Here is a 25,647-nt window from a genome sequence, read left to right as displayed (position 1 = left end):
CCCCCTCCCGCCGGCTCAACCTTCCGCCGGCTCCCGCCACAGCCAGGCCAGTCCGTCCAACAGGCCGCCGCGCCAGCACAGCCAGTCGTGGCCGCCTTCGAACGCCTGGTAGCGCACGCAATGGCCGGCGCGCTCCAGCGCCGCGCGCTGGCTGGCGTTGACGTCCAGCATCACTTCTTCGCGGCTGCCCACTTCCTGATATACCCGCAGCCGTCCCGGCGGCAGTTCGCCGGCCTCCAGTTGTTCCGTCAGCCGGCCGCGGCTGCCGGGCAGCCGTCGTTCGCTGGCGGCGCGGGCGCGTTCGTGCAGTTCCACGTAAGGCCACCAGAAGGAGCCGGACTGGCTGAGCACGCAGCCGAAGCGCTCCGGCCAGCGCAGGCCGGCGAACATCGCCGCCAGGCCGCCGTAGCTCTGCCCCGCCACCGCCGTGCGTTCCGGCCGCGCACTGAACGGCGCGACGCACTCCGCCTGCGGCAGCAGTTCCTGTTGCAGCGCCAGCCAGAAATCGGCGTTGCAGGGCAGGTCCTGCTCCCGATGCCGGTTGTCGATAACGTCCACCAAGAGATAAACCGCCGGCGGCAGCCGGCCGCGCCGGGTGTCCGCGTCCAGCGCGGCGAACACCGGCATGCGCTCGGCCCAGTGCTGGCCGTCCAGCAAAATGGCCAGCGGCCGCTCGCCGCGCTCCTTGGCCGGCAGCGCGCCGGTTTGGTACAGCCAGACCCTGCGCGTCTTGCCCAGCCGCGCGCTGTCCCACTGGATCACGCTCAGCCGCGCCGGGTCCGCGCCCTGGCGGCGCAGATCCCAGGCTTGCCAGGCATGCTGGTCCGGCGCCGCGTCCAGGTGCAGCGCGGACAAGGGCGCGCCCCAGCTGCTGACATAGCCGGCGCGGGGGTTGAGCGGGTCCGCCGCCGCCCGGCTCATGATGTCCAGCCACCATTGGCGGTGGCGCAGCCGGCTGGCGCGCGCGTCGGCGTCCGGCGCCGGCGGGGCCTGCTCGGCGGTGACCGGAATATAGGCGTAGCTGCCGCGCCAGTTGGCCGGCAGCTCGGTCTGCCACCACCAGACGTCGGTGTCGCCCAGCCGCGCCAGCGACTGCGGCTGGGCGCGATGGTGATCGGTGACGGAATTGACGTCCACGTAGACGCGGGCCAGCGGAGAACGGGCGGCGGGTCCGTTAGGGTCCCGCCAGAGGAAGGTCACGCATACGCTGCCGTCCGGCAGGCGTTCGGTGAGCGGCGCGCCCACGGTGGCCAGACGCTCCCACCAGGCCGGCTGGCCCGCCTCGGGGTGTTGCAAGCAAGCCGCACTGCGCGCAGCGTGTTGATTCCACGCCGTTTCTTCCATTGTCTGCATCTTGTTTCCTGGCGTTTTCCGCGGTGCTTGAGCAAGAATATTCGCACCTTATTTGCATAATGCGAATGAGAAATACTATCATTTGCCCCTGGTGATCGCAACGACCCGCAAGGGCCGTCCGCGCTCCTCGTTCCCCTCGCCGCAGTAGCCAACGACTCCTCGCCAGCCAGACGACGCCGCCGAACTTCAGAAGCGCGCCGATCTCGAGTCACGCACAAAAAAAACAGGAATCGCAGCACGATGGAACACAATCTGAAACGCCTTCCCCTTGCCCTGTCCGCCCGGCTGGCGCTGGCCGGCATCGGCGGCCTGACGCTCTCGCACGCGGCGCTGGCGGCGCCCGACGCTCAGGACCAGCAAACCGCGCTGCCCACGGTCACCGTCACCGGTGAAAAGCTCAAACGCTCGCTGAAGGACACCAGCACCGCGGTGACGGTGATCCGCGACATGGATCACGGCGGCGACAAATCGGTGTACGACAGCGTGGCCGCCACGCCCAACGCCAGCAGCAACGGCGCCGGCATCGTCAATATCCGCGGCGTGGAAGGCACCGGCCCCGGCACCGGCTACAACACCCTGGTTTCCGGCTCCCGCCCGCGGGTCAGCACCACGGTGGACGGCATGCCGGAAAGCTGGAACGGCCAGCGTTACGTGGACGCCAGCCCCTGGGACGTGGAACAGATAGAAGTGCTGCGCGGCCCGCAGTCCACCACTCAGGGCCGCAACACGCTGGCCGGCGCCGTGGTGATCAACACCAAGGACCCCAGCTTCGATTGGGAGGGCGCGCTGCGCGCCGGCTACGAAAACAAGAACGGCAAGGCCACGCTGGCCGGCATGGTGTCCGGGCCGATCACCGAGGAGCTGGCCTTCCGCATCGCCGCCGAAGGCCTGAACGGCCACAGCTACGTCAATTATCCGGGCGGCAACACGCCGTGGGATCCGTCCGACCTCAAGCACAGCAGCGCGCGCGGCAAACTGCTGTGGAAGCCCGGCGCCCTGCCCGGCTTCAGCGCCAAGCTGACGGTGTCGCACCGCAAGAACAAGGGCGAATACCTGAACTATGTGGACGGCAATTACTTCGATTACCAATACCACCGCCTGTCCACCGAGGCGCGTTATCAGGATTCCTTCAACAACACCGTCAGCACCGATCTGCAATACCAGTTCAACGACGCCTGGAGCGCCCAGTTGCTGCTGGGCCACGCCGACAACGTCAGCGCCTTCGTGGACAGCAGCGATTTCCGCATGCGGCTGGATGAGAAGAGCAATACCGCTGAGGCGCGGCTGAGCTATGCGCCGCAAAACGGCGCGCTCAGCGGCGTGGTGGGCGCGTATTACTACGATAGGGATCAGGACATGAACGCGGCGCCGCGCGTGGCGGCCAAGGACAAGCTGAAAACCCTGGCCGTCTACGGCGAGGCCACGCTGGCGCTGAACGAACGCTGGAGCCTCAATCTGGGCAGCCGCGTGGAGCGGGAGACGCAGCGCCGCAACACCACGCTGCAGCCGGGCATGCCCAAGCAGGCCCGCGCCGACTTCGATATCGGCGAAACGCTGTTCCTGCCCAAGGCCGGCCTCAGCTACAAATACAGCCCGGACACCACGCTGGGCTTCTCGGTGCGCAAAGGCTACAACGCCGGCGGCTCCGGCCTGGACAACAACAACGAGTACTACACCTACAACAAGGAAGAAGTCACCGCTTACGAGGCCAGCAGCCGCTCCAGCTTCCTGGAGCAGCGTCTCAGCCTCAACGTCAACGCCTTCTTCAACCAGTACACCGGCTACCAGGCCATCCTGGGCTCGCGCTTCACCAATATTCCCAAGGGCGAAAGCTACGGCCTGGAGCTGGAAACCAAGGCGCGGGCCACGCCGCGGCTGACGCTGAGCGCCGGCCTGGGTCTGCTGAACACCAAGGTGACTCAGAGCGACGCCGCCAACCCCGGCATCCAGGGCAATCAATTCAACTACGCGCCCCACCTGACGGTGAACCTGGGCTTCAAACAGCGGCTGGATCACGGCCTGTTCGTCGGCGGCAGCCTGAACCGCGTGGGGTCTTACTACTCCGACATCAACAATGAACGCAGCCGCACCGCCGGCGACTACACCGTGGCCAACCTCAACGCCGGCTACGAAAGCGCCGCCTGGACGGTGCGCGGCTACATCAACAATCTGGGCAACCAGGGCGTGCTGTACGCGCAGCTGCCGGCGCGCGGCAACAATCTGGGCGTGGTCGGCGCGCCGCGCACCGTCGGCCTGACCCTGGATTACCGCTTCTACTGATTCCCTCTTGATAGCCCTTTGGCCCGTCGGCTCGCGCCGCGGGCTTTTTTTGCCTGGCGCTCAGGCCATGCGGCGCCCCAGATCGCGCAGCACCTCGCGCGCCGCGTTGTGGCCGGGCGCGCCGGTGACGCCGCCGCCGGGGTGAGCGCCGGCGCCGCAGGTGTACAGGCCGGGAATGGGGCCGCGGTAATCGGCGTGACCCAGCATGGGCCGCGCCGAGAACAGCTGATCCAGGCCCAGCGCGCCGTGGAAAATGTCGCCGCCCACCAGGCCGAAGGTGCGCTCCAGATCCAGCGGGCTCATGATCTGCCGCCCCAGCACAGCGCCCTTGAAATTGGGCGCGTAGCGGGCGACGGTGTCTATCATCAGGTCCGCCACTTCTTCGCGGTGATCGTCCCAGATGGCGCCGTCCGGCAATTGCGGCGCCACGTGCTGGCAAAACAGGCTGGCCACGTGTTGGCCCGGCGGCGCCAAGGACGGGTCCAGCGTGGACGGGATCAGCACTTCCACGATGGGCCGGCCGGACCAGCCGCGTTCGCGCGCGTCGTGATAAGCGCGCTCCATATAGGCCAGGCTGGGCGCGATGATGATGCCGCTGCCATGGTGCTCCGCCTGCGCCTTGCCCGGCAGACAGCTGAAATCCGGCAGCTCGGATAGGGCTACGTTCATGCGGAAGGTGCCGGAGCCGCAGCGCCAGCTCTGCATCCGGCGCAGGAAATCCGCCGGCAGCGCCGCCGGGTCCAGCAGCTGGGTGTAGAGCAGCCGCGGATTGAGATTGGACACCACCACGCGCGCGTCCAGCCGCTCGCCGCGGTCCGTCACCACGCCCACCGCCCGGCCCTTGTCCAGCAGCACTTCGCGCACCGCGCTGTCGGTGCGGATCTCCGCGCCGCGCTCGCGCGCCGAGCGGGCCATGGCCTGGGTGATGGCGCCCATGCCGCCCAGCGCGTGGCCCCACGCGCCTTTGCGACCGTTGACCTCGCCGAACACATGGTGCAGCAGGACATAGGCCGAACCCGGCGCGTACGGGCTGGCGTAGTTGCCCACCACGCTGTCGAAGCCGTAAACCGCCTTGATCGGATCGCTGTCGAACCAGCCGTCCAGATAATCGCCGGCGGACTTGGTGAACAGGTCCAGCAATTCGCGTTGCTGCGCCAGTTCCAGCTTGCCCAGCCGCCGCCCCAGCCGGCCGGCCTTGAGCAGCTCCGGCAAGGCGTTCAGCCAGCCGCCCGCCACCGCATTGGGCGGCGTTTGCAGCACCAGCTCGCGCAGCAGCTCGGCGGCGGCGTCCAGATGCCGCGCGTAATCGTCCAACCGCTCGGCGTCGCGGCGCGAGAAACGCGCCACTTCGGCCGCGGTGCGGCCCGGCCCCACTTTCAGATAGCCCCCGTCGTCCAGCGGCAGGAAGTTGGACAAGGGCCGCTCCACCACCTTCAGGCCGTGACGCGCCAGCTCCATGTCGCGGCTCACCTTGGGATTGAGCAGCGACACCGTGTAGGCGGCCACCGAGTTGCGGAAGCCGGGATGGAATTCCTCGGTCACCGCCGCGCCGCCCACCACGCCGCGCCGTTCCAGCACTGTCACCTTCAGCCCGGCCCGCGCCAGGTAATGGGCGCACACCAGGCCGTTGTGGCCGCCGCCCACAATGATCGCATCCCGCATCGCTTCGCTCCTCGTCTCAGGGGAAGCCTCATTCTCGAATCAAGTTCGGCAAATTGCAGCGCGCATAGCGACGAACTGTCGGATATTATTGATCGGATTGACGAAAAGTCCGGCATAGCGCCAAATCGCCCACCCCGCACGGAGCCGCCATGGACGCCACCGATCAGCAATTGCTCGCGCTGCTGCGCGAAAACGCCCGCGCGCCCACCGCGGAGCTGGCGCGCCGGCTGGGCCTGTCCCGCACCACGGTGCAAAGCCGCATCGAAAGACTGGAGCGCGGCGGCGTGATCCTGGGCTACAGCGTGCGCACCAGCGCCGCTCACGACGCCGCCCAAGTGCGCGCGCTGGTGATGATCGCCGCCGAGCCGCGGCTGAGCCCGTCGATTGAAAGCGCCTTGCGCCGGCTGCCCCAGGTCCGCACCCTGCACTCGGTCAGCGGCGTCCACGACTTCATCGCCGGCGTGGAGGCCGCCGGCGTGGCCGAGCTGGACGGGCTGATCGACCGCATCGGCGCGCTGGACGGCGTGGAGCGCACCAGCACCGCCATCCTGATGACCACGCGGATAGACCGCTGAACCCGCCGGCCCGCGCGCCAGCGCGGTCAAGGCCTGAAACGGCCGCGACATCGCCGCTCTCAAGCCGGCGCCCTCTCCTCTGCAGGCCGCCAGCCCCCACACCAGCAAGACGCACAGCAGGCGCGCGCGCCGGCCGCGGCCCAAGGTCTTAAACACGGGCCGGCGCCGGCCATGCGGCCGCCCGCCCAGGCGGGGGCTCCGGCGCGCCGCTCGCTTGATTTGCATCGCTCATCGTCCAGGCTCTTTCTTTGCTCCGGCGCCTAAACACGCTGGGCAGGGTTTGAGACAGCGCGCGAGGGCGGTCCGCCTCCGCGCAAAAGACGATGACTGTATTACATAAACTAATTATTGTTAAACGATAATAATTTGTCGTTCCATATGTATCTGCTACGCAACACGCCTCCAAACAATCCAAAAGCCGCGCCCAGCCAGGCTTGAGGGCTCACCGCGCGCCGCACGGCGGCGGGCCCGAGCCGTGTGCTTGCCGCAACAGCATGCAAATCAAACTTGCACAGCAAAAAATGATCGTTTTACAATAAAAAATAATTGTTTCGCGATACTTTCGCAATTCCGCCCTCATTGTCTTTCCAACCCGTCACAAGGAACCCTCATGAACTCCACGCGATTGAGCCGCTATTGCGCCGCCATGGCCTACATCACCGTCTTGGGCATTGGCGCCATGCTGCTGCTGGACATCCTGTTCTGGCTCTTTCCCAAGTCCATCATCGACGCCGGCTTGACCGTCACGGTTGACACCGTCAGAGGGTTTTACGGCTCAAGCGAGTTCGATCTCCCTAGCTTGCCGCTGTGGCAACGCGCCGGCGGCGCGGTCCTGTCTTGCATCCCGCTGCTGATCCTGGCCCAAGGCCTGTATGCCTTGCACCGCTTGTTCAAGCTCTATGCGCGCAGGGAATACTTTACGGAACGCTCCGCGTCCTTATTATCCAAGGTGGGCTCCAGCGTGGCGCTCTGGGTGCTGGCGGACCTCGTCTCCCAACCGATGATCAGCGCCTGGCTGACCATGATGCGGCCGGAGGGACAGCGGCTGATCGCCGTCAGCTTCCACACCGAAAACCTGGAAAGCCTGTTCATTGCCGCCGTGGTCATGATCATTGCGCGCATTCAGCGAGAAGGCATTGCGCTGGCGTGCGAAAATAAGCAATTCATCTGAAAGCGACACATGCCCATCAAAATCCATCTGGACATGCTGCTCGTCCAGCGCAAGGTCAAATCCAAGGACCTGGCCCAGGCCATCGGCATCACCGAGCAAAACCTGTCGCTGCTGAAGCAAGGCAAGGTCAAGGGCTTCCGGCTCTCCACCCTGGAGGCGATCTGTCTGTATCTGGACTGCCAGCCGGGCGACTTGCTGCAGCTGGTGCCGGCCGAGCCGGACGCGGCCGGCAACGGCGAGTAAGCCGGCTTAACCATGCCCCAAGCGATTCACGTCCATGCCGCCCGCCAGGCCGGGCCGCTGCTCTTGCGCCGCTTCGACACCCCGCTCGGCGCCATGATCGCCTGCGCCAGCCAGGATGGCCTGTGCCTGCTGGAATTCACCGACCGGCCCATCGTGGACGCGGAGCTGGCGGCGCTGCGCCGCCTGCTGTCCGCCGAGATCGCCGACGGCGACAGCCCGCTATTGCGCCAGGCCGAACGCGAGATCGGCGAGTACTTCGCCGGCTCGCGCCGCGATTTCGACGTGGCGCTGCACCTGCCCGGCACCGCCTTCCAGCAGGCGGTCTGGCGATTGCTGCTGAGCGTGCCCTACGGCCGCACCCGCAGCTATCAGGAACAGGCCGCAAGGCTGGGCCGCCCGCAATCCGTCCGCGCCGTGGCCGCCGCCAACGGCGCCAACCGCCTCTCCATCATCGTCCCCTGCCACCGCGTGCTGGGCAAAGACGGCGCGCTCACCGGCTACGGCGGGGGGCTGGAGCGCAAGGCCTGGCTCCTGGCGCACGAGCGCGAGCGCGTCCTCTAACCATCCGCCCACGCCTTTCACACCCTTAGAACCTGTTCAAAGTCTGCTGCGCTTCAGCGATTCGACGTTGAAAACACCTTCGAAATGCTCATGTACCACGCGTACATTCCGCTTCCTCAGCTGTTTTCGCCTTGTCTCGCCCTTGCTCGCGAGACTTTAAACAGGCTCGGAGAGCCTGCTCAGGGTCCGCTGTACTTCCGCGGGATTGTAGACAAGGGCGTTGAAGCCGCGCCTTAATTCCCAAGCCCAGGAACTATGCGGCGCGCCCAATGAACTAACTATCGCCAAAGCATGATTGATTGACGGAAGCCATAGAGCTGATTGAAATTGCTCAATGGCTTCCCGCGGCAAGCTTCACTAAGCTGATCCCAGCAAGTCATTGAACACCTTGACCTAAGGAGTCTGTCATGAGCAGCGCGTCCAAGTGCCCGTTCCATCACGCCACCGGCAATCCGGCCGTGGTCAACGCCCAATCCAACCGCGACTGGTGGCCCAACCAGCTCAACCTCAACATCCTGCACCAGCACGCCCCGGCCTCCAATCCGCTGGACCCGGACTTCGACTACCCCACCGCCTTCCAACAGCTGGACTACCCCACGCTGAAAAACGACCTCAAGGCGCTGATGACCACCTCTCAGGACTGGTGGCCGGCCGACTGGGGCCATTACGGCGGCCTGTTCATCCGCATGGCCTGGCACGACGCCGGCACCTACCGCACCGCCGACGGCCGCGGCGGCGCCGGCACCGGCAATCAGCGCTTCGCTCCGCTCAACAGCTGGCCGGACAACGGCAACCTGGACAAGGCGCGCCGTCTGCTGTGGCCGATCAAGCAAAAATACGGCAAGCAAATTTCCTGGGCCGACCTGATGATCCTGGCCGGCAACGTGGCGCTGGAATCCATGGGCTTCAAAACCTTTGGTTTCGGCGGCGGCCGTCAGGACATCTGGCAGCCGGAAGAAGACGTTTACTGGGGCGCGGAAACCAAATGGCTGGCCACCAGCGCCGAGGCCAACAGCCGCTACTCCGGCGACCGCCAGCTGGACAACCCGCTGGCCGCGGTGCAGATGGGCTTGATCTACGTGAACCCGGAAGGCCCGGACGGCAATCCGGATCCGCTGGCTTCCGGCCGCGACGTGCGCGAAACCTTCGCCCGCATGGCGATGAACGATGAAGAAACCGTGGCCCTGGTGGCCGGCGGCCATACCTTCGGTAAAGCCCACGGCGCCGGCGATCCGGCCTTGGTGGGCCCGGAGCCGGAGGCCGCGCCGCTGGAAGCGCAAGGCCTGGGCTGGATCAACCGCTTGGGCGACGGCAAGGGCGAATACACCACCACCAGCGGCATCGAGGGCGCATGGAAACCCAATCCGACGCAGTGGGACAACGGCTATTTCGACACCTTGTTCGGCTACGACTGGGAGCTGACCAAGAGCCCGGCCGGCGCCCATCAGTGGGTGGCCAAGAACGTCAAACCGGAACACCTGATCCCGGACGCTCACAACCCGGCGAAGAAACACCCGCCGATGATGACCACCGCCGATCTGTCGCTGCGCTTCGACCCGATCTACGAGCCCATCGCCCGCCGCTTCCATCAAAACCCGGCCGCCTTCGCCGACGCCTTCGCCCGCGCCTGGTTCAAGCTGACCCACCGCGACATGGGCCCCAAGGCCCGCTACCTGGGGCCGGAAGTGCCGGCCGAAGACCTGATCTGGCAAGACCCGCTGCCGGCGGCCTGTCAACCGCTGATCAACGACGCGGACATCGCCGCGCTCAAGGCCAAGGTGTTGGCCTCCGGCCTGTCGGTCAGCGAACTGGTGGCCACCGCCTGGGCCTCCGCCTCCAGCTTCCGCGGATCGGACAAGCGCGGCGGCGCCAACGGCGCCCGCATCCGCCTGGCCCCGCAAAAAGACTGGGCGGTGAACCAGCCGGCGCAATTGGCCCGCGTGCTGAAAGCGCTGGAAGCCATCCGCCAGGACTTCAACGCCGCGCAGAGCGGCGGCAAGCAAGTGTCGCTGGCCGACCTGATCGTACTGGCCGGCGGCGCGGCGGTGGAAGCGGCCGCCCAGGCCGGCGGCCACAAGGTCAGCGTGCCGTTTGCGCCGGGCCGGACCGACGCCAGCCAGGAACAGACCGACGTGGAATCCTTCAGCGTGCTGGAGCCGCAGGCGGACGGTTTCCGCAATTATCAGAAACAGGCTTATTCCTTGCCCGCGGAGGCGCTGCTGGTGGACAAAGCCCAGCTGCTGACGCTGAGCGCGCCGGAAATGACCGTGCTGGTGGGCGGCCTGCGCGTGCTGGGCGCCAATGCGGATCAGGCGCCGCACGGCGTGTTCACCGCTCGTCCGGGCGTATTGAGCAACGACTTCTTCGTCAACCTGCTCGATATGAACGTGGCCTGGCAGCCGGCTTCCAGCGCCAATGAGCTGTACGAAGGCCGCGACCGCAAAACCGGCGCGCTCAAGTGGACCGGCAGCCGGGTGGACCTGGTGTTCGGCTCTAACTCGCAGCTGCGGGCGCTGGCCGAGGTCTACGCTCAAAACGATGCGCAGCAGAAGTTTGTCCGCGACTTCGTCGCCGCCTGGAACAAGGTGATGAATCTGGACCGCTTCGATCTGAAATAAGCGCGGTTCGTCCCTGCAAGCAACGCGCGGCCTCTGGGCCGCGCGTTTTTTTGCGCCGCGCTCAGCAAGGACTGTGCGCAAAAAAAAACGAAACGCCGGTCAAGGCGCTTCGTTTCGTGGTTCCGGCGTCGGATCAGACTTTAGGATGCGATCTTGGCGCAGGCTTCCTGCCGCCAGATCACCGAAGCCAGCTTCATCCGCTTGTCGAACAGCAGCTTGTACTGACAAGCCCGGGCTTGCCCGCCGTCCTTGGGGCTCAGATTCAGCACATAATCCCACTCCCGCACATCGATCATCCCTTCGGCGAAATGCGGGCGGCCGATCAGGCCGTAAACCTGTTCCTTGCTCAGGCCCGGCTGCACCTTGGCCAGATTGTCCGGATTGGGCACGCTGCCTTCCGGCTGCCAGCGGTTGTCCTCAATGCCGGGCCAGACCGGACTGGCCTGTTCGGCCAGACGGCCGTCGTCGGTGATCTTGCTCAGGCGGCTGCTGCCGCAACCCATCAAGGCCGCGCCGGCGGCCGCCAGCAGCAGGCAGCGGAAAGCGCCGCCGAATATCGCTTGTTTCATCATCTCTCTCATTCACTATCAACTGATTGATCTTGCCTGCCGCTTACCACTGAAAGCCCGCGCCCAGGCTGGCGCCGCCCTGACCGCGGGTATTGGTGGAGCCGGAGAACTTCACCACCCAGCGGCCGTTGTCGGACAGCGAGGACAAGCCCACCGCGATGGCGGACTCGCCGCCGGTGGTGGCCGTGGCCACGGCCAACATGCTCTTGCCGGGCAGGAATGCCTGCGGCAGGCCGGCCATCGCCATCGCGCCGGCCGCCGCGCCCAGCGCGTCGCGGCGCGTATCGGACAGATCGGACCTGAGCTGCTTGAATTGCTGCTGATTGTTGAAGTTGGCCGCATTCAGCTGGTCCACGTTCACCGCGTCCGTGCCCTGCGCGCCCGCCGCCACATTGTGGATGGTCACCGGCCTGCCGCCGTCCCCGCCCACCAGGGTGACGTCGTTGCCGGCGCTTGTCGTCGTCGTCCGGCCGCTGGGATCGGAATACTGCACCGGCCCGCTTTTCTGCAGCCGGTCGATCGCATCGCCGACATTGTTCACGGTATTGCCGTAAACGGTGTAGTTCGGACCGTTCACCGCGCCGGTCTGAGCGTTGTAGGACGCGCCGCCGCCCAAGGCCGCCGCGGTTCCGGCGCCGGCGTTGTCCACCTTGGCGCTCACCCGCTGCACCGCCAGGTTGGTCGCGTTCAGCTGGCTGCCGTTCACCGCGTCGGTGCTGGTCCCGCTCACCCGGCCGGCGGCGACATTGCTGATTTGACGCTCATTGCCCGCGCTGCCCACGCTCACCACGCTGGAAGGGGCCGCGCCGGCGTAGCTGTAGGTTACGCCGTCCACCACGCCGCTGGCGGTGGGATTGGCCGCCGCGGTCCGGCTGTTGGCGCCCAAGGCGACGTCGTTGACGTTGCTGGCCTGGGCGTTGCTGCCCAGCGCCAGCGCATTGTTGGCGTTGGCGGCGGCATTGTCGCCCACCGCCACCGCATTGCTGGCATTGGTGTTGGAACCGGCATGATTGCCGATGGCCACATTATTGCTGCCGGACACATTCTGGCCGGCCTGGTTGCCGGCGGCGAAGTTGCCGCTGCCGGTCACGCCGCGCCCGGCATAGCTGCCCACCGCGGTATTGTTGTCCCCCGTGACATTGCTGCCGGCATTCGCGCCGTTGGCGGTATTGTTGCTGCCCTTGATGTTCCAGCCGGAGAAGGTGCCGCTGCTGGTGTTGTAGCTGCCGGTGACGTTGCGGTTGGAGTTGTTGCCCAGGCCGGCGTTGAAATCGCCCTGGATGTCTTGGGCCGCATTGGCCCCGCTGCCGGTGTTGCCGGTGCCGGTGACGTTGCGGATGGTGTTGATGCCGGTGCCCACGTTGGCGTCGCCGGTCACGTTGTAGCCGGAGTCGTTGCCCATGAAAGCGTTATTGTTGCCCTGCACATTGGTGCCCGCGTTCTGACCGATCGAGGTGTTGTAACTCCCCGTCACATTCACGCCGGCGGCGGCGCCAAAGGCCGAGTTGTTGGTGCCGTTCATATTGCTGCCGGCGCCCACGCCATAGATGGAGTTATTGCTGTTGCTCGCCACCGCCGGGTCCACCGAACCCGCGCCGTAGACATTATTGCTGCCGACGCTGGAGATCGTGTCGGCGCTCGCCAAGGCGGACCAGGAACAGGCCACGGCCAGGCTCAATGCGCTCAAGGCCAGAGAGGGCGAGGACAAACGCTTTGCTTCAGATGCTTTATTACTCATTTCACAGACCACATTCTTCAGATTGATGGAATTCACGTAAGGCAAGTCTTTGCAGGCAAGCCCGCCGCCGGCTCCAGGCTTAGGGCGGGATAAACGCGAAGACGCGCATTCCCGCCGAAAACCCATGGCCGGCCGCGGTTCGGTCCAGGGGCGCGACGCGGCTCCGCCGGCGGCGCTGGCTTGTCACTGCATTCAGGCACTCCGCTCGCGACACGCCGCGCTCGAACAGGGCAAGCTCTTGCAAACCCTTATTCGGCGCGGCTGGTCTACGCTATGCCTTTGATTTTTATGAATCCTAACATTCTGTTAATATCTGTGAAAATTGAAATAATTGAATCGATTAATTCGTTTTATCTATCAATACGCATGATTGATAGATAAAATTCAAATAGAATATCAGTGGCTTACACGCCGCGCTTCCGGAGCCGGCGCCAAAACCATCCGGCCCCAGCGCGCTCGCCGCGCCGCATCTCACAAAGCGCAGCGGACTTTGAACAGCTTCTGAGATAATTCCGTTCTTGCCACCCTCATCCGCGCCATGTCCATCCGCCCGTCTGCACCGCCCATCCGCCGGCTGAGCCCGCGCGACATCCCCGCCAACTGGCTGGACGCCTTCCAGCGCCGTCAGGATGTTGATCTGGTCTATCGCGCCGGAGCCGATGGCCGGCAATGCGTGGCCGAGCCCTTCATCGACGACTGGTCCCCAGCGGAACGACGCGAGCTGACGCGGGAACTGGCGCGCATCGCCGCCGACGGCGCGGTGTTGGCGCTGGACATGGACGGCGGCCTGGCCGGCTTCGCCGCCATCGACCCGCAAGCGCTGGGCCCGGACGGCGGCTACCGGCAATTGAAAGAACTGCAAGTGGACCGCCGCTGGCGCGGCCGAGGGCTGGGGCGGGCGTTGCTGGCGGCGGCGGCCGCCGCCGGCCGGGCGCTGGGCGCGGACGCGCTCTACATCTCCTCGCACTCCGCCGTTGAAACCGTCGACTTCTACGAAGCCTGCGGCTGCGCGCCCGCTCGCTGGCTGCACGCGCCGCAACTGGCGCTGGAGCCTTTCGATTGTCAGCTGGAATTGGCGCTGAGCGCGCAGACTGTTGATTTTACTTAGCTATCCGCTTAGAATTTTGACCTGCTCATCTTGATGAGCGCCCTTCTTTTCCTCGCAAAGGCTTTGCATGTTGGAGATTGCAGCAATCCGATAACGCCGCCCGGTTTCCCGGCTGGCCGTTATCAAAATGCCCCCTAGCTGGTAGCGCCCGCATCGCGGCGGCTGCCCGTTTTCGCATTTGATTGCCGAACGATCATCCAATATGAATATCTCCAAGCCGGAGCAAAGGACGTTGCACGTCCTGGCCAAAGGCGGCCGCATCGCGCACCTGCGCGACGACGCGGGCCGTATCTTCACCGTGGAATGCTATACCCGTGAAGGGTATCTGCTGTCCGACTGCACCCTGCTCGTGTTCCAGAAGCTCAGGACCAAACGCCTGATCAGCTCCAAGAACGGCCAGCCTTACCAAATCAATAAGGCCGGCCTGCGCGCCGTGCGCGGCCAACTCGACAACCAATGACCACCGCCGCCGCGCAGCCGCGCAAAAGCGGCGGCCGCGCTGGCGCGCCAGGAGAACGCTATGACTCTCATGCTGAGAAACGAACAAGACCGCGACATCGACGCCATTTTCGAACTGACCCGGGCCGCCTTCCTCGCCGAAGAACACTCCAGCCACACCGAGCACTTCATCGTCAACGCGCTGCGCCGCAGCGGCCAGCTCACGCTTTCCATCGTGGCGCTGGACGGCGAACGTCTGCTGGGCCACATCGCCGCCTCGCCGGTGCTCGTCTCCTCCGGCGCCGCCGGCTGGCACGGCATCGGCCCGCTGTCCGTGCATCCGGAGCGACAGGGCCAGGGCATAGGCAGCCTGCTGATGAAACAGGCGCTGGCCGCGCTGCGCGAGCTGGGCGCGTCGGGCTGCGTGGTGTTGGGCGATCCCGGCTACTACGCGCGCTTCGGCTTCCAAGCGCGGCCAGGCCTGATTTTGCCGGGCGTGCCGGCCGAATACTTCATGGCGCAAAGCTTGGGCGCGCCGCTGCCTTCCGGCAGCGTCAGCTACCCTCCGGCGTTTGAAGCCACGGCCTAAACGGTTTGGCGAGCCGGTCCGCGCCGCTGCGGCGGCCGGGCTGGCCGAAGAACGGCAACCGCGACAGCGTGGCCGCGGCCACCGGCACCGTCCCGGGCTTTCCAGGAATCATAGCCGGCGTCACCGGCATGAACTGGACCGCGCATCCGCTGGACGGCGCGGTGATAGGCAAGGCCACCGACGCCTGGGGCCGCGTCATCGGCCATCCCGGCCTGTACGTGATGGACGGCGCGCTGCTCCCCGGCAGCGCCGGCGCGGTCAACCCCTCCTTGACCATCTCCGCGTTGGCCGAGCGCAATATCGAGCACATCATCAAAAACGGCAAGTAAGGCCCGCCGCCGCCAAGCCATGGCGGCGGCCGCGTCTCACAAGGCCGTTCTTTGCAGCAAGCGCGCGCTGCCCTCGCGCGAGGCCCGCAGCGCGCGCTCGGCTCGACGCCGCATGTCCCGCTCCCAAACGCGCAGCGCCGCCGCCGCCTCGGCCGCCGTGCCCGCCGGCGCCAAAGCCCGCGCCAGTTCCGCGCCGTCGCAGAGCGCGGTATTGGCGCCCAGCCCGCCGGCCGGGCTCATCGCGTGCGCCGCGTCGCCCAGCAAGGCCACCCGCTCGCCCCGCCAGGCCGGCACCTCGGCCGCCATGCGGATGGCGCGCGCGCCCAGGCACTGCGGATCGCCATGGGCGAAAACGGCCTGCAAACGCGGATGCCAGCCGCGCGTCGCCCGCAACACCCGCGCCCGCAGCGCATCGCCGCTCAAACGCTCCGCCTGCAAAGCCCCGCCCAAATCCTCGGCCCGCGCCACGCAGGCCCAATACCAGTAATCCTGCATCGGGCTCAGCGCCGCCTCCGGCGCCAGCCGCCGCGCCAACTCCGGCAAGGGCGCGCGAAAACGCATCGCCTCAATGACCGCCGTCAGACCGTCGCCGAACACCACGCACACGCCCTGACCCAACTCCGGCGTCAACACCTCGGACGGCAGCGCGTCCCGCGGCGTAAGGCCGTAAAGCACCACCGCGCCCTCGTCCGCCGGATCTCCGTCCGGCGCCAACTGCCGGCGCACCGTCGACGCCACCCCGTCCGCGGCGATCAGCACATCCACCTCGAACTCAGGCCGGTCCTGGAAATCCAGCAAGAAGCCGCCGGACGTCTCCCTGAAACCGCGCAGCGCGTGCCCCCAGCGGATCCGGTCCTCCAAGCCGCTGCTCAGGATTTCCCGCAGTGTCTGGCGGTTGGCGCTGAGATCGCGCTCCGCCGCGTCCTCGTCCTGCGCCGACGGCCGCCAATGCGCCGGCTTGCGTTCCGACCAGGCGCGCAGTTGCGGATCGACGAAACAATCGTCGCCGCCCAGCGAGCAGCTTTGCCGGAACAACTCGAACAGCCGCGGCGTCAAGACCTGCCGCAAGGCCTGCTGACCATCGCCGTCGATGCGCAGCCGATAACCCTGCCAGCGGCTGTCGGCGGCCTGGTCGCGTTCAAACAGCGTGGCGGCGACGCCGGCGCGCGCCAGGCCCTGGGCCAGGCACAGCCCGCCCAGGCCGGCGCCGACGATGCCAATGCGTAGAGATTGCATAGCTTGTCCTTTGCTCATCAGGAGGAAACCCGGTCAGGACCGCCGCCGCGCCGGCGGCCATCCCGACCCTTGCCGACGATTGTGTGCGCCTCCGCCAAAGCTGCTATAACGCTGTTTTGCCAACAAATGGTGAAAAATGGCCAAGATCGACGTCACGCCGCCGGAAGACGCGCCGGACCTCAGCGAATGGACCGGCGGCCCGCCGCTGATCGCCGTCCCCGGCAACGACCGGGAAGACAGCGATTACCGGCTGGGCAGCCGCGAATACGACTGGCACAGCCATGCGCGCGGACAGCTGCTATGCGTGGAAACCGGCCTGATCCAGATCCGCACCCCGCGCGGCGCCTGGGTGCTGCCGCCGCACCGCGCCGGCTGGATTCCGCCCGGCGTCCCGCACCGTGTGCGCGTCAGCGGCGCGCTGACCGGCTGGAGCCTACTGCTGAGCCCGGACTGGAGCCGGACGCTGAATCCGCAGCCGCAGGTGCTGGCGATCACCGAACTGATGCGCGCCGCGGTGCGCCGCGCGGTGACCTGGACGGATTACGCGCAATGGCGGCCGGAGCAGGAACGCATCGCCGCGGTGCTGCTGGACGAGCTGCGGCAAGCGCCGCAGCAGGCGCTCTGCCTGCCGATACCGGAACATCCGCGCCTCGCGGAACTGGCCCATCGCCTGCTGACCGAGCCCGCCGGCAAACACGCGCTGGCCGACTGCGCGGACGCGGCGGCGATGTCGCCGCGCACCTTGCGCCGCCACATTCAGGCGCAGACCGGCATGAGTTTTGGACAATGGCGGCAACAGGCGCTGCTGATACGCGGCATGGAAATGCTGGCGCGCGGCGTCGCCGTGGCCGTGGTGGCCGACGACTTGGGCTATGCCTCGCCCAGCAACTTCATCGCGATGTTCCGACGCGCTTTCGGCGATTCGCCGGCGCGATTTTTCGCACGGCAGGGGGTGGCATAATTGAGACATCCGCGCCCGGAAGCCTATGCGGTTTGTGATATTACGTAATGCATTCGAATGCGCACGGATGCCGCGGACCTTATCCACAATACTGAGCAGCTCTGCTATCCGCAGGCCCCCACATTTACAAACTCAGTATTGAAACCAGCAGGCGAGCTTACACACTCTCCAGAGCTATTTAGTTCCAAACCCGGCGTAAAGCATCAATAGACTGAAAAGCCTGGACTATCCTGACCATTTTAGTGACCCTGCAACGGCTTGGTCTGTGGCTTTCTCATTTGAAATCAGCCTGCTAGCTAAGCGCTTTTCGTGAATAGCGCCTCTTGATGTCAAAGGCGAAAAACACACTTGGCACGTTAATATTGATTAGCTTCTTTCGTAATATCGCGCCCACTTTGCTTACTATAAAAATAATCACTTCACGAACCCTCTTAAAGTTGGAAATTAAAACTCTCTAAGCAAATAAAATTCTGATGAAATGTAAATCATAGAGCACGACCCTCAAATTTTCCTGACCGGATTGCAACTTTCATCTGATGAAATATCAATGATTTACATTGGAACGCCGATATAATTTACATTATTAATAACACAAGAATGACATGTGAGTCATATCCTCTGCTTATGATTTTTTCCACTAGAAAAAATTTTATTGCTTTCAGAAATTACTTATTTTTTCTTGCCGCACTCGCAATTACGATATTCCAATGGATATCAAGTGCTTAGTGCTTCGCCCCTGGCCATTTCGGCGGTCTGTGGCCACAAGTGTTGTGTGGTTATTGGCTGGGACGCTGCTTTTGTGCGCCATATGCATTTTGACTATTTATTTGAATCTCCAACTAAACCACCATATTGCAATCCAACGCCTCTCCATGAATGAAGCGGCCTATGCCGCAAAGAATTATTTCAATCTTCGTGCGGACTTTCTAAAAAAAATAGATAAGCTCGTCGCGACCAATCAACGTCGTCCTCCCGCCCAGTCAAGCCCTCTCCGCCAGATACGCGAACAGCCACCGCAACGCAGCCTGACATTGTCCTTGGACGATCAAAGCCAGGCGACCGACTTACGTACCAATGTGCTGTTGTTGCAGGGACAAACTCAATTGACCGTCAGCAGACTGGAGAACGGCTTTCCAGTCACCACGGAGGTTCCCGCCACCGTGCTCCGGCAATTGAATGACAGTGCGGCCCTCATGTGGCAGGGCAGGATGGTATGGTTGTTCGACCCCCAAGATCCGCAGCGCCGCATTTACATGGCACGGCCTTTCCTCTCTCCAACTCAGCGAAACAAGGGACAGCCCGCTTGGCTCGCTCTCGAGTTCCTGGGACGGGATGTACTGAGCAGCCAGGCCCCCTTTGCGGGCTATGAGTTTGCCTTGCAGGACTCCGACGGCAACACGGTGACGGCCTCATCGGCGCCCACCCTGGAGGCACTACAAAAAACGTGGCAGCCGTTTCTTAATATTTTACCTATTGTGCTCAGTTCCCAAGCCCAGTTCCCGGTTGGCCCTGACTGGATGTTGACCTATCGCTACCCGGAATCGGCCCTCCTCAATGATATGCGCGATGCTTTGCTAAAGAGCCTGGTCATCTTAAGCGGCGTTATCGCCGGCTTGCTCCTAGGCGGCCTCTGTGTGCTGCGCAGATTTGTGCGGCCCGCTCTGCAGCGGCTGCAGCAACATGCCGAAGCAGAGATATTTCTACGCTCGGTATTCGACGCGGCCCCAGTGGCGCTTTGTGTCCTGCGACGCAGGGATGGTCAGGCGGTATTGGAAAATCAGCTGGCTCGCGACTGGCTGCCCGCAATCGACCAGGACTGGAGATCCGCGGAATGGGTGGAGCGGGTCTTTTTACGAACCCGTTTACAGCAAGTCGGGGATATCACTGAAGAGCTGGCCACTCTCGATGGTCGCCACTTCTTCGCCAGTTTGGTGCCCACTCGTTACCATGGGGAGGAAGTACTCCTGTGCGCATTGAGCAATATTAGTTTGCGCAAGCAGGCCGAGCTGGCGCTGAAGCATGCCAAACAACTCTCCGATGCCGCCAATGAAGCCAAGACCGCGTTTATCGCCACGATGAGCCACGAAATCCGCACCCCTCTATACGGAGTGTTCGGCAATCTGGAACTCTTCAAACACACCCAACTCGATCCCCAGCAACAAGGCTATGTGCAGGCGATCCAAAGCTCCTCTACCGCGCTATTGGGGCTGATCAACGACGCTCTGGATCTTTCCAGAATAGAAGCGGGCCAGTTGCAGTTGGAGATAGAGACATTCAATCTGTTTGAACTCGCTCATGAAGTCGTCCATGGCTATGCTGCCTCCGCTCTAAACAAAGGCGTCTTGATCTACGCCTGCGTCGATCCGCGCTTGAGCCTGCCACTACAGGGCGATCCGCGCAAAGTACGACAGATTCTGAGCAATCTCCTCAGCAACGCGGTGAAGTTCACCGACAATGGACGTATCGTCATGCGTTGCGGCTTGGTCAACGGACGCGATGGCAGCGCCCAGGCCTCCATCCAGATCGCCGATACCGGCATCGGTATTGCCCCGGAGGACCAAGCTTCTTTGTTCAAGCTGTTTTTCCAGGTGGGCGAAGGCCGTCGCAGAGCGAACGGCACCGGTCTGGGCCTGCCTATCTGTCAACAGCTCGCCGCCCTGATGGGAGGCGACATCACGGTAGTGAGCGAACCGGGCTTGGGCAGCAGTTTTACTCTGTGGCTGCCTCTGAAACCGTTAGCGGACAGCCGTTCGCAACCGCGACCTTTGACTCAAGAGCCGATTTACATCAGTGCCCCTGCACGGGAACTGGCCGATAGCCTGTGCGACTGGTTGAACTTTCTCGGCGGCAGGGCGCTAGCCTGCGCAATAGAAGACTTGCCGCGCGACAAACTGTGCTTAGAGATACGCTTGAACATTGACCCGCGCCAGCGCGCCAACTGGCCCGGAGTGCGAATATGGCATGGCGGTGAAGTGTCGCGATCCACCGCCGAATGGATCTCCCTATACGCCCCAACGCTAATCTTGAATGCGGTGCTCTCAACCTTAGGGCTCCCCAAACATCCTGCGACGGGGAGCGGAACCGCGGCATTCGGCAGATTGAACCTGAGCGTCTTGGCGGTGGAAGACAACGACATCAACCGGCTGGTTTTGAAGGAACAATTAGAAGCCTTGGGCTGCCGCGTGCAGTTGGCGACCGATGGCCAGGAAGCGCTGCAGCGATGGAGTGTCCACGACTTTGATCTGGTGCTGACAGATATCAGCATGCCGCGGATGAACGGTCGAGAATTGACTCGCAGAATTCACCAGCAAGCACCTAGCTTTCTGGTTGTGGGAACCACGGCGAGCACGTTAAAAGAAGAGGCTCAACTAGCACGTGAGGCAGGGCTAGCCGCCGTGATCATAAAACCAGTCAGTCTGTCCAAGCTGTTTCAGTGCTTAAGCTCGTTGACGCGGAGGAAGGCGCATGGCGAACTTTCCTCCCCAGAGTCTCTCTCTCCCAATAGCGCAGCCAGACCCATCGACTCAGGAGCGAAGATTTGACGCAGGTGCAGGCAAACTGCCCAGCCTGTCGAAAACTGTATCCGCAGCTTCGCGCGCGGCCAATACCAAAATGCGTAGCCTGAATCCCTTACCCGGGGATGCGGCACGCCTCAGGCGACACAACGATACCCCGGACAACAATGCAAACTTAGTGGCCGCTTGCTGTTCTACGGCGCAACGGTGCCAGGAATTACGTGCCACTCCAAAGAATGGACCCGCTCAAAGCGTGTAAATGAAACGGAGTCATGGAAAATAATACGCAATCCATCGGTAAGTTGATCAGAACATCTTTACAGCTCAATGTGAGCCTGATCTTGGTCCTGTCCTTGGTTCTACTTGCATTAACCGCCGGCTATTGGGCCGCGTCGCTACTGCTGGATGAAAAACAGAATATGGCTCAGGCGCACTTCAGATGCATTGCCAATGGTATCCGTGAACATGAAGCCTTTCTAAGCCGTGGCGCGCGGCGCAACTCCGACCTCATGGGCAAAAGACTAGGCAAATTATTGGACACGACCCGTGCTCCTATTGCGCGGAATGGCAATTACATCATTGTGGAAGGGCGTAGTTCACCATACTCCATGCCGTTTACTCTGGGCTATCGTGCAGATCAATGGCCAGAACCGCCAAGCAGCCTGTTCGCCTTGGGAGCCTTGAGCGCAGATTACTATAGCGCCTACTGGTCGTTGGCGAAAACGGATGCTCCTCAAAGCTTCCTGCTGGCATTGGATGATGAGACCAGCCTCATTGTACCAACCGTGGACAATACCACGGCCGAAATGACACTGACGCATACCAATCTTCAAACGACTGCCACCGCCATCCGGCAGTCATTGCTGCGGCAAAGGTATGACTCGACCAAGGTGCATTGGATAAGCGGAAAAAGTATTAACGGCCCAGAATCAAAAACTCTTTTTGCATACATACCCGCTTATATCAGTGAAAAATTTTGGAAAAATGGCAATCGCTCCAGAATTATGGCAGTTTCTGCGCTGGATATAAAAAATGTCTGCTGGGGAGGCGCTAGCAAACATCGAATATTTGACGATGTCCGTTTGATCTCGCCGGATGGACGGATATTGCAAGGCGATACCGATTTATTACCCACGTTAAAGGCGGGGCTAAATTTCAGCCAAGGCGGCTTGCTATTTTATTTTCCAGCCCAAGACACCCAGAAGTGGTCCGCAGTATATCTAGTGAAATATAGCCGTTTACTGGCTCTGACAAACTGGCATGCGCAAGTCTTCATGATCAGCGCGCTCTTGCTGGCGCTGAGCGGCATCCTGGCAGTGCGTTGGTATCGGCGCCGAGTGCTGGCTCCGGCGCAAGCTTCACATCAGGCGGTGCTGGAAAGTGAGGCATTCAATCGCGTCGTCACTCAAACCGCGCCATCCGCCTTGTTTGTTCTTGAATTACCGCTTCTCCAACCCTTGGTAGTCAACCCTCTGGCACAGGAATGGTTTGACCAAGAGAGAGACTATCCTCAGCTAATCTCATTCTGGCGCGAAATAATTGACGAAAAAGACGTTTCTAAGCGCACCGCTTGTCTTCGTGTTGGAGAACGCTATCTGCAAGCCAGCTTTGCGCCAGCCCGTCACCGTGGAAAAAGCGCCGTCTTATGTTCTTTCAGCGATATTTCTCATTACAAGGCGAGCGCAATGGCGCTGGAGGCGGCAAAGCGGGCCTCAGATAGCGCGAATGAGGCCAAAACCCATTTTCTAACCACCATCAGCCATGAAATTCGTACGCCGCTGTATGGTCTGCTAGGCACAGTAGAAATGCTTGACATGACGCCACTCAGCCCACGTCAACGTGTCTACCTCAGCACCATGCAAGACTCTTCCTCGCTATTGCTACAGTTGATCAGCAATGTACTGGATATTTCCAAAATCGAGTCCAGGCAAATGGCGCTGGAATCTCAGTCATTCTCGCCGATAGATCTTTCCGAGGAGGTAATACGAGCCTTTGCCGCCATGGCTAAAAACAAGAAGCTGCGACTCTATGCCAATCTGGATGAAAATGCCCCGGAACAGGTATTGGGGGATGCCACGCGCATCCGACAGATTTTAAACAATCTACTTAGCAACAGCATCAAATTCACCGAGTCCGGCTGGATTGTACTGCGCCTGAAAACCACCCTCATGCCAAACGGCAGCGTCAATTTAAGCTGGCAGGTGGCAGATACGGGTATTGGCATCACTCAAGAGCAACAAGCCAAGTTGTTTGAACCCTTCTATCAGGCGCAAGCCCTGCCTGGTTTGATTGCAGGAACAGGGCTGGGCTTATCGATCTGCCGGCAGCTCAGTCAATTAATGGGCGGTTCGCTTCGCGTCGTCAGCGATCTGGGACTGGGCAGCAGCTTCACTCTATCGTTGGAACTGGCACAACAGATGCCGGCCTCCACGATAACGGAGTATCCGCTAAGCCAGACTACGGTGTTGTTGCGCGCCCATCTTAAGGAGCAAGGCGAGAGTCTGATACGCTGGCTGACCCGGCAGGGCGCCAACACCCGCTGGCTAAGCCCGACGGAACCTGCGCCGGAAGACCCCGAACTCATTCTATTGGATCTGGACCCCGCGGAAGCATGGCCGCGAAACCCGCTCAGCACCCATGTAATCGCCATTCCAGAAGGACCGCTGCAAGCGCAGCTACAAAATGATCGTTGGTTAGTGAACGCTCACCATATCAAAGGCATTCTGCAAGCGGTATGGCTGGCAAAACACGGACTTCCCGGGGAGACTCAGACGGAGCCGGTTGCCGACACTTCGGCGCTTGGACTGAGTGTGCTGATCGCAGAGGATAACCCCATCAACCAACTGATCTTGAAGGAACAGTTGGAAATGCTAGGCTGTCGCACCTGTGTGGCGAACAATGGCCACGAAGCCTTGAAGCACTGGAATATGCGTCCATACGACCTGGTAATGACAGATGTCAATATGCCGTTGATGAATGGATACGAACTAGCCATGACGCTCCGGGGTCAAGGCGTGGACATACCTATCATCGGCGTCACGGCCAACGCCATGCGCGTTGAGGAAGAGGCGTGTCTACGCTCAGGCATGGATGCTTGGCTGGTTAAACCCATCAGCCTGTACGGCCTGCGTGCCGTATTAACCCGGTTTACGAGCAAAGTATTAAAAAGCCCCGCTCCCCACTCTCCGCCATTTTTTCCTATCCAAGATGAATTGATGGTGCCCATTTCCATGCGAGAACTCTTTTTGCGCACCATGCGAACCGATCTAGACGTGCTATGCGCAGCGTCAAAGACTCGAAACCCACATAAAGTCGCCACCATATTGCACCGCATTAATGGCGCTCTAGCTGTGGTCAACGCAAAAACGCTGATGGTTGACGGCCAGATATTAGAAACACATTTCACAGGTTTACATGAATTAAATCAAGAAGATATTTTAAAATTGGAAAAATTCCAAATGCGCTTGGAAAGCTCCTTGCAAGCGCTGACAAACCATTAAAGAACAACGGGTTCTTCAATCTATAAACCATCCGCTGATCAAGCAATAGGCATTGAAATTAAATCGACTGGAAACACCATGAGCAAGATAAAAGTACTGATAGCCGACGACCATCCTATTGTTTTGATGGGCATTCGCGAAGAGGTGGAGCGCAATACGCTATTGGAAGTAGTAGGAGAAGCGCACAACTCCACTGAATTGGTAGAAATGCTGATTAATTTTCGGAAGAAAAATGAATTGCCTCATATCGTGATCGCTGATTACAGCATGCCAGGCGACACCAATTATGGCGACGGAATGAAGCTAATGGAGTATTTACTGCGTCATTTCACCAATGTGAGGTTCATCATTTATACAATGGTTTCCAATCACTTGATTATTTCAAGTCTACAAGATCTCGGCGTCACGGCAGTGGTACTGAAAAACCAACCCCTATCAGAGTTACGTCGAACGCTAGAACAGGTGGTGAACAGAAAGACTATTCTTCCCCTCCCCAATATAAGCCATGCCCCCGAGGGTAAGATAGGAGGCAAGGTCAACAAACTGTCTGCTAGAGAGTTTGAAGTTTTACGTCACTTCGTAACAGGGATGTCATTAAATGAGATAGCAAAAATGCTGAGCCGAAGCGAAAAAACCATCAGTGCTCAGAAAGTTTCCGGCATGCGAAAGCTGGGAGCCCGCAGCGATCAAGAGTTGATTACCCTATGCTTAGAAACGGGACTATTCCGCTAAAGCATCTGCTTTTTGAAACCGCATCCCAAAGTAAAAACCTCAGTAAGCACATCTAAGGTTTTGCTTCTTGAGGAACGTTTATATTTTCATAATTCTTATTTAGGCATCCAAATGGTTCACTGCATCAGCCTTCCCGCGATTCAAAATCAGTACTCGACAAGGCGATATTCCCCATATGTGGACCGAAAACGTTTGAAGTCTATCCAATGCTTAGAACCGTGGGACTGATGATTCCGGCGATGACGGCCCCCGCCAGATAATCTGTTCAAAGTCTCGCGAGCAAAGGCGAGACTAGGCGAAAACAGCTGAAGAAGCGGAATGTACATACGGTATATGATCATTTGAATGCGGTACTCACCGTGTCGCGTTTCGCGAAGCGCAGCAGGCTTTGAGCAGATCCTGAGGAGCTAGCACCGCTTCTCAACATGCCTCATGACTTCCACTGCTCCATCTCAATACGGCAAGCCTC

At 61.7% G+C, this 25,647-nt stretch carries 19 protein-coding genes; 14 read left to right on the top strand and 5 right to left on the bottom strand.

Going from position 1 to position 25,647, the window contains the following annotated elements; all coding sequences use genetic code 11:
• Positions 1-15: 15 nt before the first annotated feature.
• Positions 16-1,353 (bottom strand): enterochelin esterase, encoded by a 1,338-nt coding sequence (gene fes, locus ACODSD_RS03505; protein ID WP_488876794.1) that lies wholly within the window; start codon positions 1,351-1,353, stop codon positions 16-18.
• 240 nt (positions 1,354-1,593) lie between these two features.
• Here fes and ACODSD_RS03500 point away from each other — a divergent pair, with 240 nt between their 5' ends.
• Complete coding sequence (locus ACODSD_RS03500; RefSeq protein WP_486636225.1) at positions 1,594-3,633, top strand: TonB-dependent receptor; 2,040 nt, start codon at positions 1,594-1,596, stop codon at positions 3,631-3,633.
• A gap of 60 nt (positions 3,634-3,693) precedes the next feature.
• Here the strand turns inward: ACODSD_RS03500 and ACODSD_RS03495 are convergent, their stop codons facing one another.
• On the bottom strand, positions 3,694-5,295 hold the full coding sequence (locus ACODSD_RS03495) for a phytoene desaturase family protein (protein ID WP_488876793.1): 1,602 nt from the start codon (positions 5,293-5,295) through the stop codon (positions 3,694-3,696).
• Positions 5,296-5,444: 149 nt separating this feature from the next.
• Here ACODSD_RS03495 and ACODSD_RS03490 point away from each other — a divergent pair, with 149 nt between their 5' ends.
• The 5 genes from ACODSD_RS03490 to katG all read left to right on the top strand — a co-directional run bounded on the left by ACODSD_RS03490 (position 5,445) and on the right by katG (position 10,463).
• Positions 5,445-5,870 (top strand): Lrp/AsnC family transcriptional regulator, encoded by a 426-nt coding sequence (locus ACODSD_RS03490; RefSeq protein ID WP_048415377.1) that lies wholly within the window; start codon positions 5,445-5,447, stop codon positions 5,868-5,870.
• Between the two features lie 610 nt (positions 5,871-6,480).
• On the top strand, positions 6,481-7,041 hold the full coding sequence (locus ACODSD_RS03485) for a DUF2975 domain-containing protein (RefSeq protein ID WP_048415378.1): 561 nt from the start codon (positions 6,481-6,483) through the stop codon (positions 7,039-7,041).
• A 9-nt stretch (positions 7,042-7,050) separates the two neighbouring features.
• The gene (locus ACODSD_RS03480) at positions 7,051-7,284 is read left to right on the top strand and encodes a helix-turn-helix domain-containing protein (RefSeq protein WP_107801404.1); all 234 of its coding nucleotides are present in this window, start codon (positions 7,051-7,053) and stop codon (positions 7,282-7,284) included.
• A 12-nt stretch (positions 7,285-7,296) separates the two neighbouring features.
• On the top strand, positions 7,297-7,845 hold the full coding sequence (locus ACODSD_RS03475; protein WP_227105991.1) for a methylated-DNA--[protein]-cysteine S-methyltransferase: 549 nt from the start codon (positions 7,297-7,299) through the stop codon (positions 7,843-7,845).
• Between the two features lie 407 nt (positions 7,846-8,252).
• The gene (gene katG, locus ACODSD_RS03470) at positions 8,253-10,463 is read left to right on the top strand and encodes a catalase/peroxidase HPI (RefSeq protein ID WP_488876792.1); all 2,211 of its coding nucleotides are present in this window, start codon (positions 8,253-8,255) and stop codon (positions 10,461-10,463) included.
• A gap of 140 nt (positions 10,464-10,603) precedes the next feature.
• Here the strand turns inward: katG and ACODSD_RS03465 are convergent, their stop codons facing one another.
• Positions 10,604-11,032 (bottom strand): outer membrane protein assembly factor BamE, encoded by a 429-nt coding sequence (locus tag ACODSD_RS03465; RefSeq protein WP_253314792.1) that lies wholly within the window; start codon positions 11,030-11,032, stop codon positions 10,604-10,606.
• Positions 11,033-11,075: 43 nt separating this feature from the next.
• A complete protein-coding gene (locus ACODSD_RS03460; protein WP_488876791.1) occupies positions 11,076-12,740 on the bottom strand; it encodes a YadA family autotransporter adhesin in 1,665 nt (554 codons plus the stop codon).
• Positions 12,741-13,308: 568 nt separating this feature from the next.
• Here ACODSD_RS03460 and ACODSD_RS03455 point away from each other — a divergent pair.
• The 4 genes from ACODSD_RS03455 (at position 13,309) to ACODSD_RS03440 (ending at position 15,234) form a co-directional block, all read left to right on the top strand.
• Positions 13,309-13,878, top strand: a complete 570-nt coding sequence (locus tag ACODSD_RS03455) for a GNAT family N-acetyltransferase (RefSeq protein ID WP_227105983.1) — start codon at positions 13,309-13,311, stop codon at positions 13,876-13,878.
• 202 nt (positions 13,879-14,080) lie between these two features.
• The gene (locus ACODSD_RS03450; protein WP_107801397.1) at positions 14,081-14,338 is read left to right on the top strand and encodes a YjhX family toxin; all 258 of its coding nucleotides are present in this window, start codon (positions 14,081-14,083) and stop codon (positions 14,336-14,338) included.
• A 60-nt stretch (positions 14,339-14,398) separates the two neighbouring features.
• On the top strand, positions 14,399-14,905 hold the full coding sequence (locus ACODSD_RS03445; protein WP_488876790.1) for a GNAT family N-acetyltransferase: 507 nt from the start codon (positions 14,399-14,401) through the stop codon (positions 14,903-14,905).
• 5 nt (positions 14,906-14,910) lie between these two features.
• Complete coding sequence (locus ACODSD_RS03440) at positions 14,911-15,234, top strand: GMC oxidoreductase (protein WP_488876789.1); 324 nt, start codon at positions 14,911-14,913, stop codon at positions 15,232-15,234.
• A gap of 36 nt (positions 15,235-15,270) precedes the next feature.
• Here ACODSD_RS03440 and ACODSD_RS03435 read toward each other — a convergent pair whose 3' ends face one another.
• Positions 15,271-16,470, bottom strand: a complete 1,200-nt coding sequence (locus ACODSD_RS03435; RefSeq protein ID WP_488876788.1) for an FAD-dependent oxidoreductase — start codon at positions 16,468-16,470, stop codon at positions 15,271-15,273.
• 136 nt (positions 16,471-16,606) lie between these two features.
• Between ACODSD_RS03435 and ACODSD_RS03430 the strand changes: the two genes are divergently transcribed.
• From ACODSD_RS03430 to ACODSD_RS03415, 4 genes are all read left to right on the top strand, one after another.
• Positions 16,607-17,431, top strand: a complete 825-nt coding sequence (locus ACODSD_RS03430) for an AraC family transcriptional regulator (RefSeq protein ID WP_488876787.1) — start codon at positions 16,607-16,609, stop codon at positions 17,429-17,431.
• 872 nt (positions 17,432-18,303) lie between these two features.
• Complete coding sequence (locus ACODSD_RS03425) at positions 18,304-20,973, top strand: ATP-binding protein (RefSeq protein ID WP_488876786.1); 2,670 nt, start codon at positions 18,304-18,306, stop codon at positions 20,971-20,973.
• Between the two features lie 245 nt (positions 20,974-21,218).
• Positions 21,219-24,446, top strand: a complete 3,228-nt coding sequence (locus tag ACODSD_RS03420) for an ATP-binding protein (protein ID WP_488876785.1) — start codon at positions 21,219-21,221, stop codon at positions 24,444-24,446.
• A gap of 78 nt (positions 24,447-24,524) precedes the next feature.
• Positions 24,525-25,178 carry a response regulator gene (locus ACODSD_RS03415; protein WP_488876784.1) on the top strand — a complete coding sequence of 218 codons (654 nt, stop codon included), beginning with the start codon at positions 24,525-24,527 and terminating at the stop codon, positions 25,176-25,178.
• Positions 25,179-25,647: the final 469 nt, after the last annotated feature.

It is taken from the genome of Chromobacterium sp. FG22 (genome assembly GCF_057809415.1).
The sequence above is the reverse complement of the archived record's forward strand: the minus strand, read 5'-3'. Positions and strand labels throughout refer to the sequence as shown.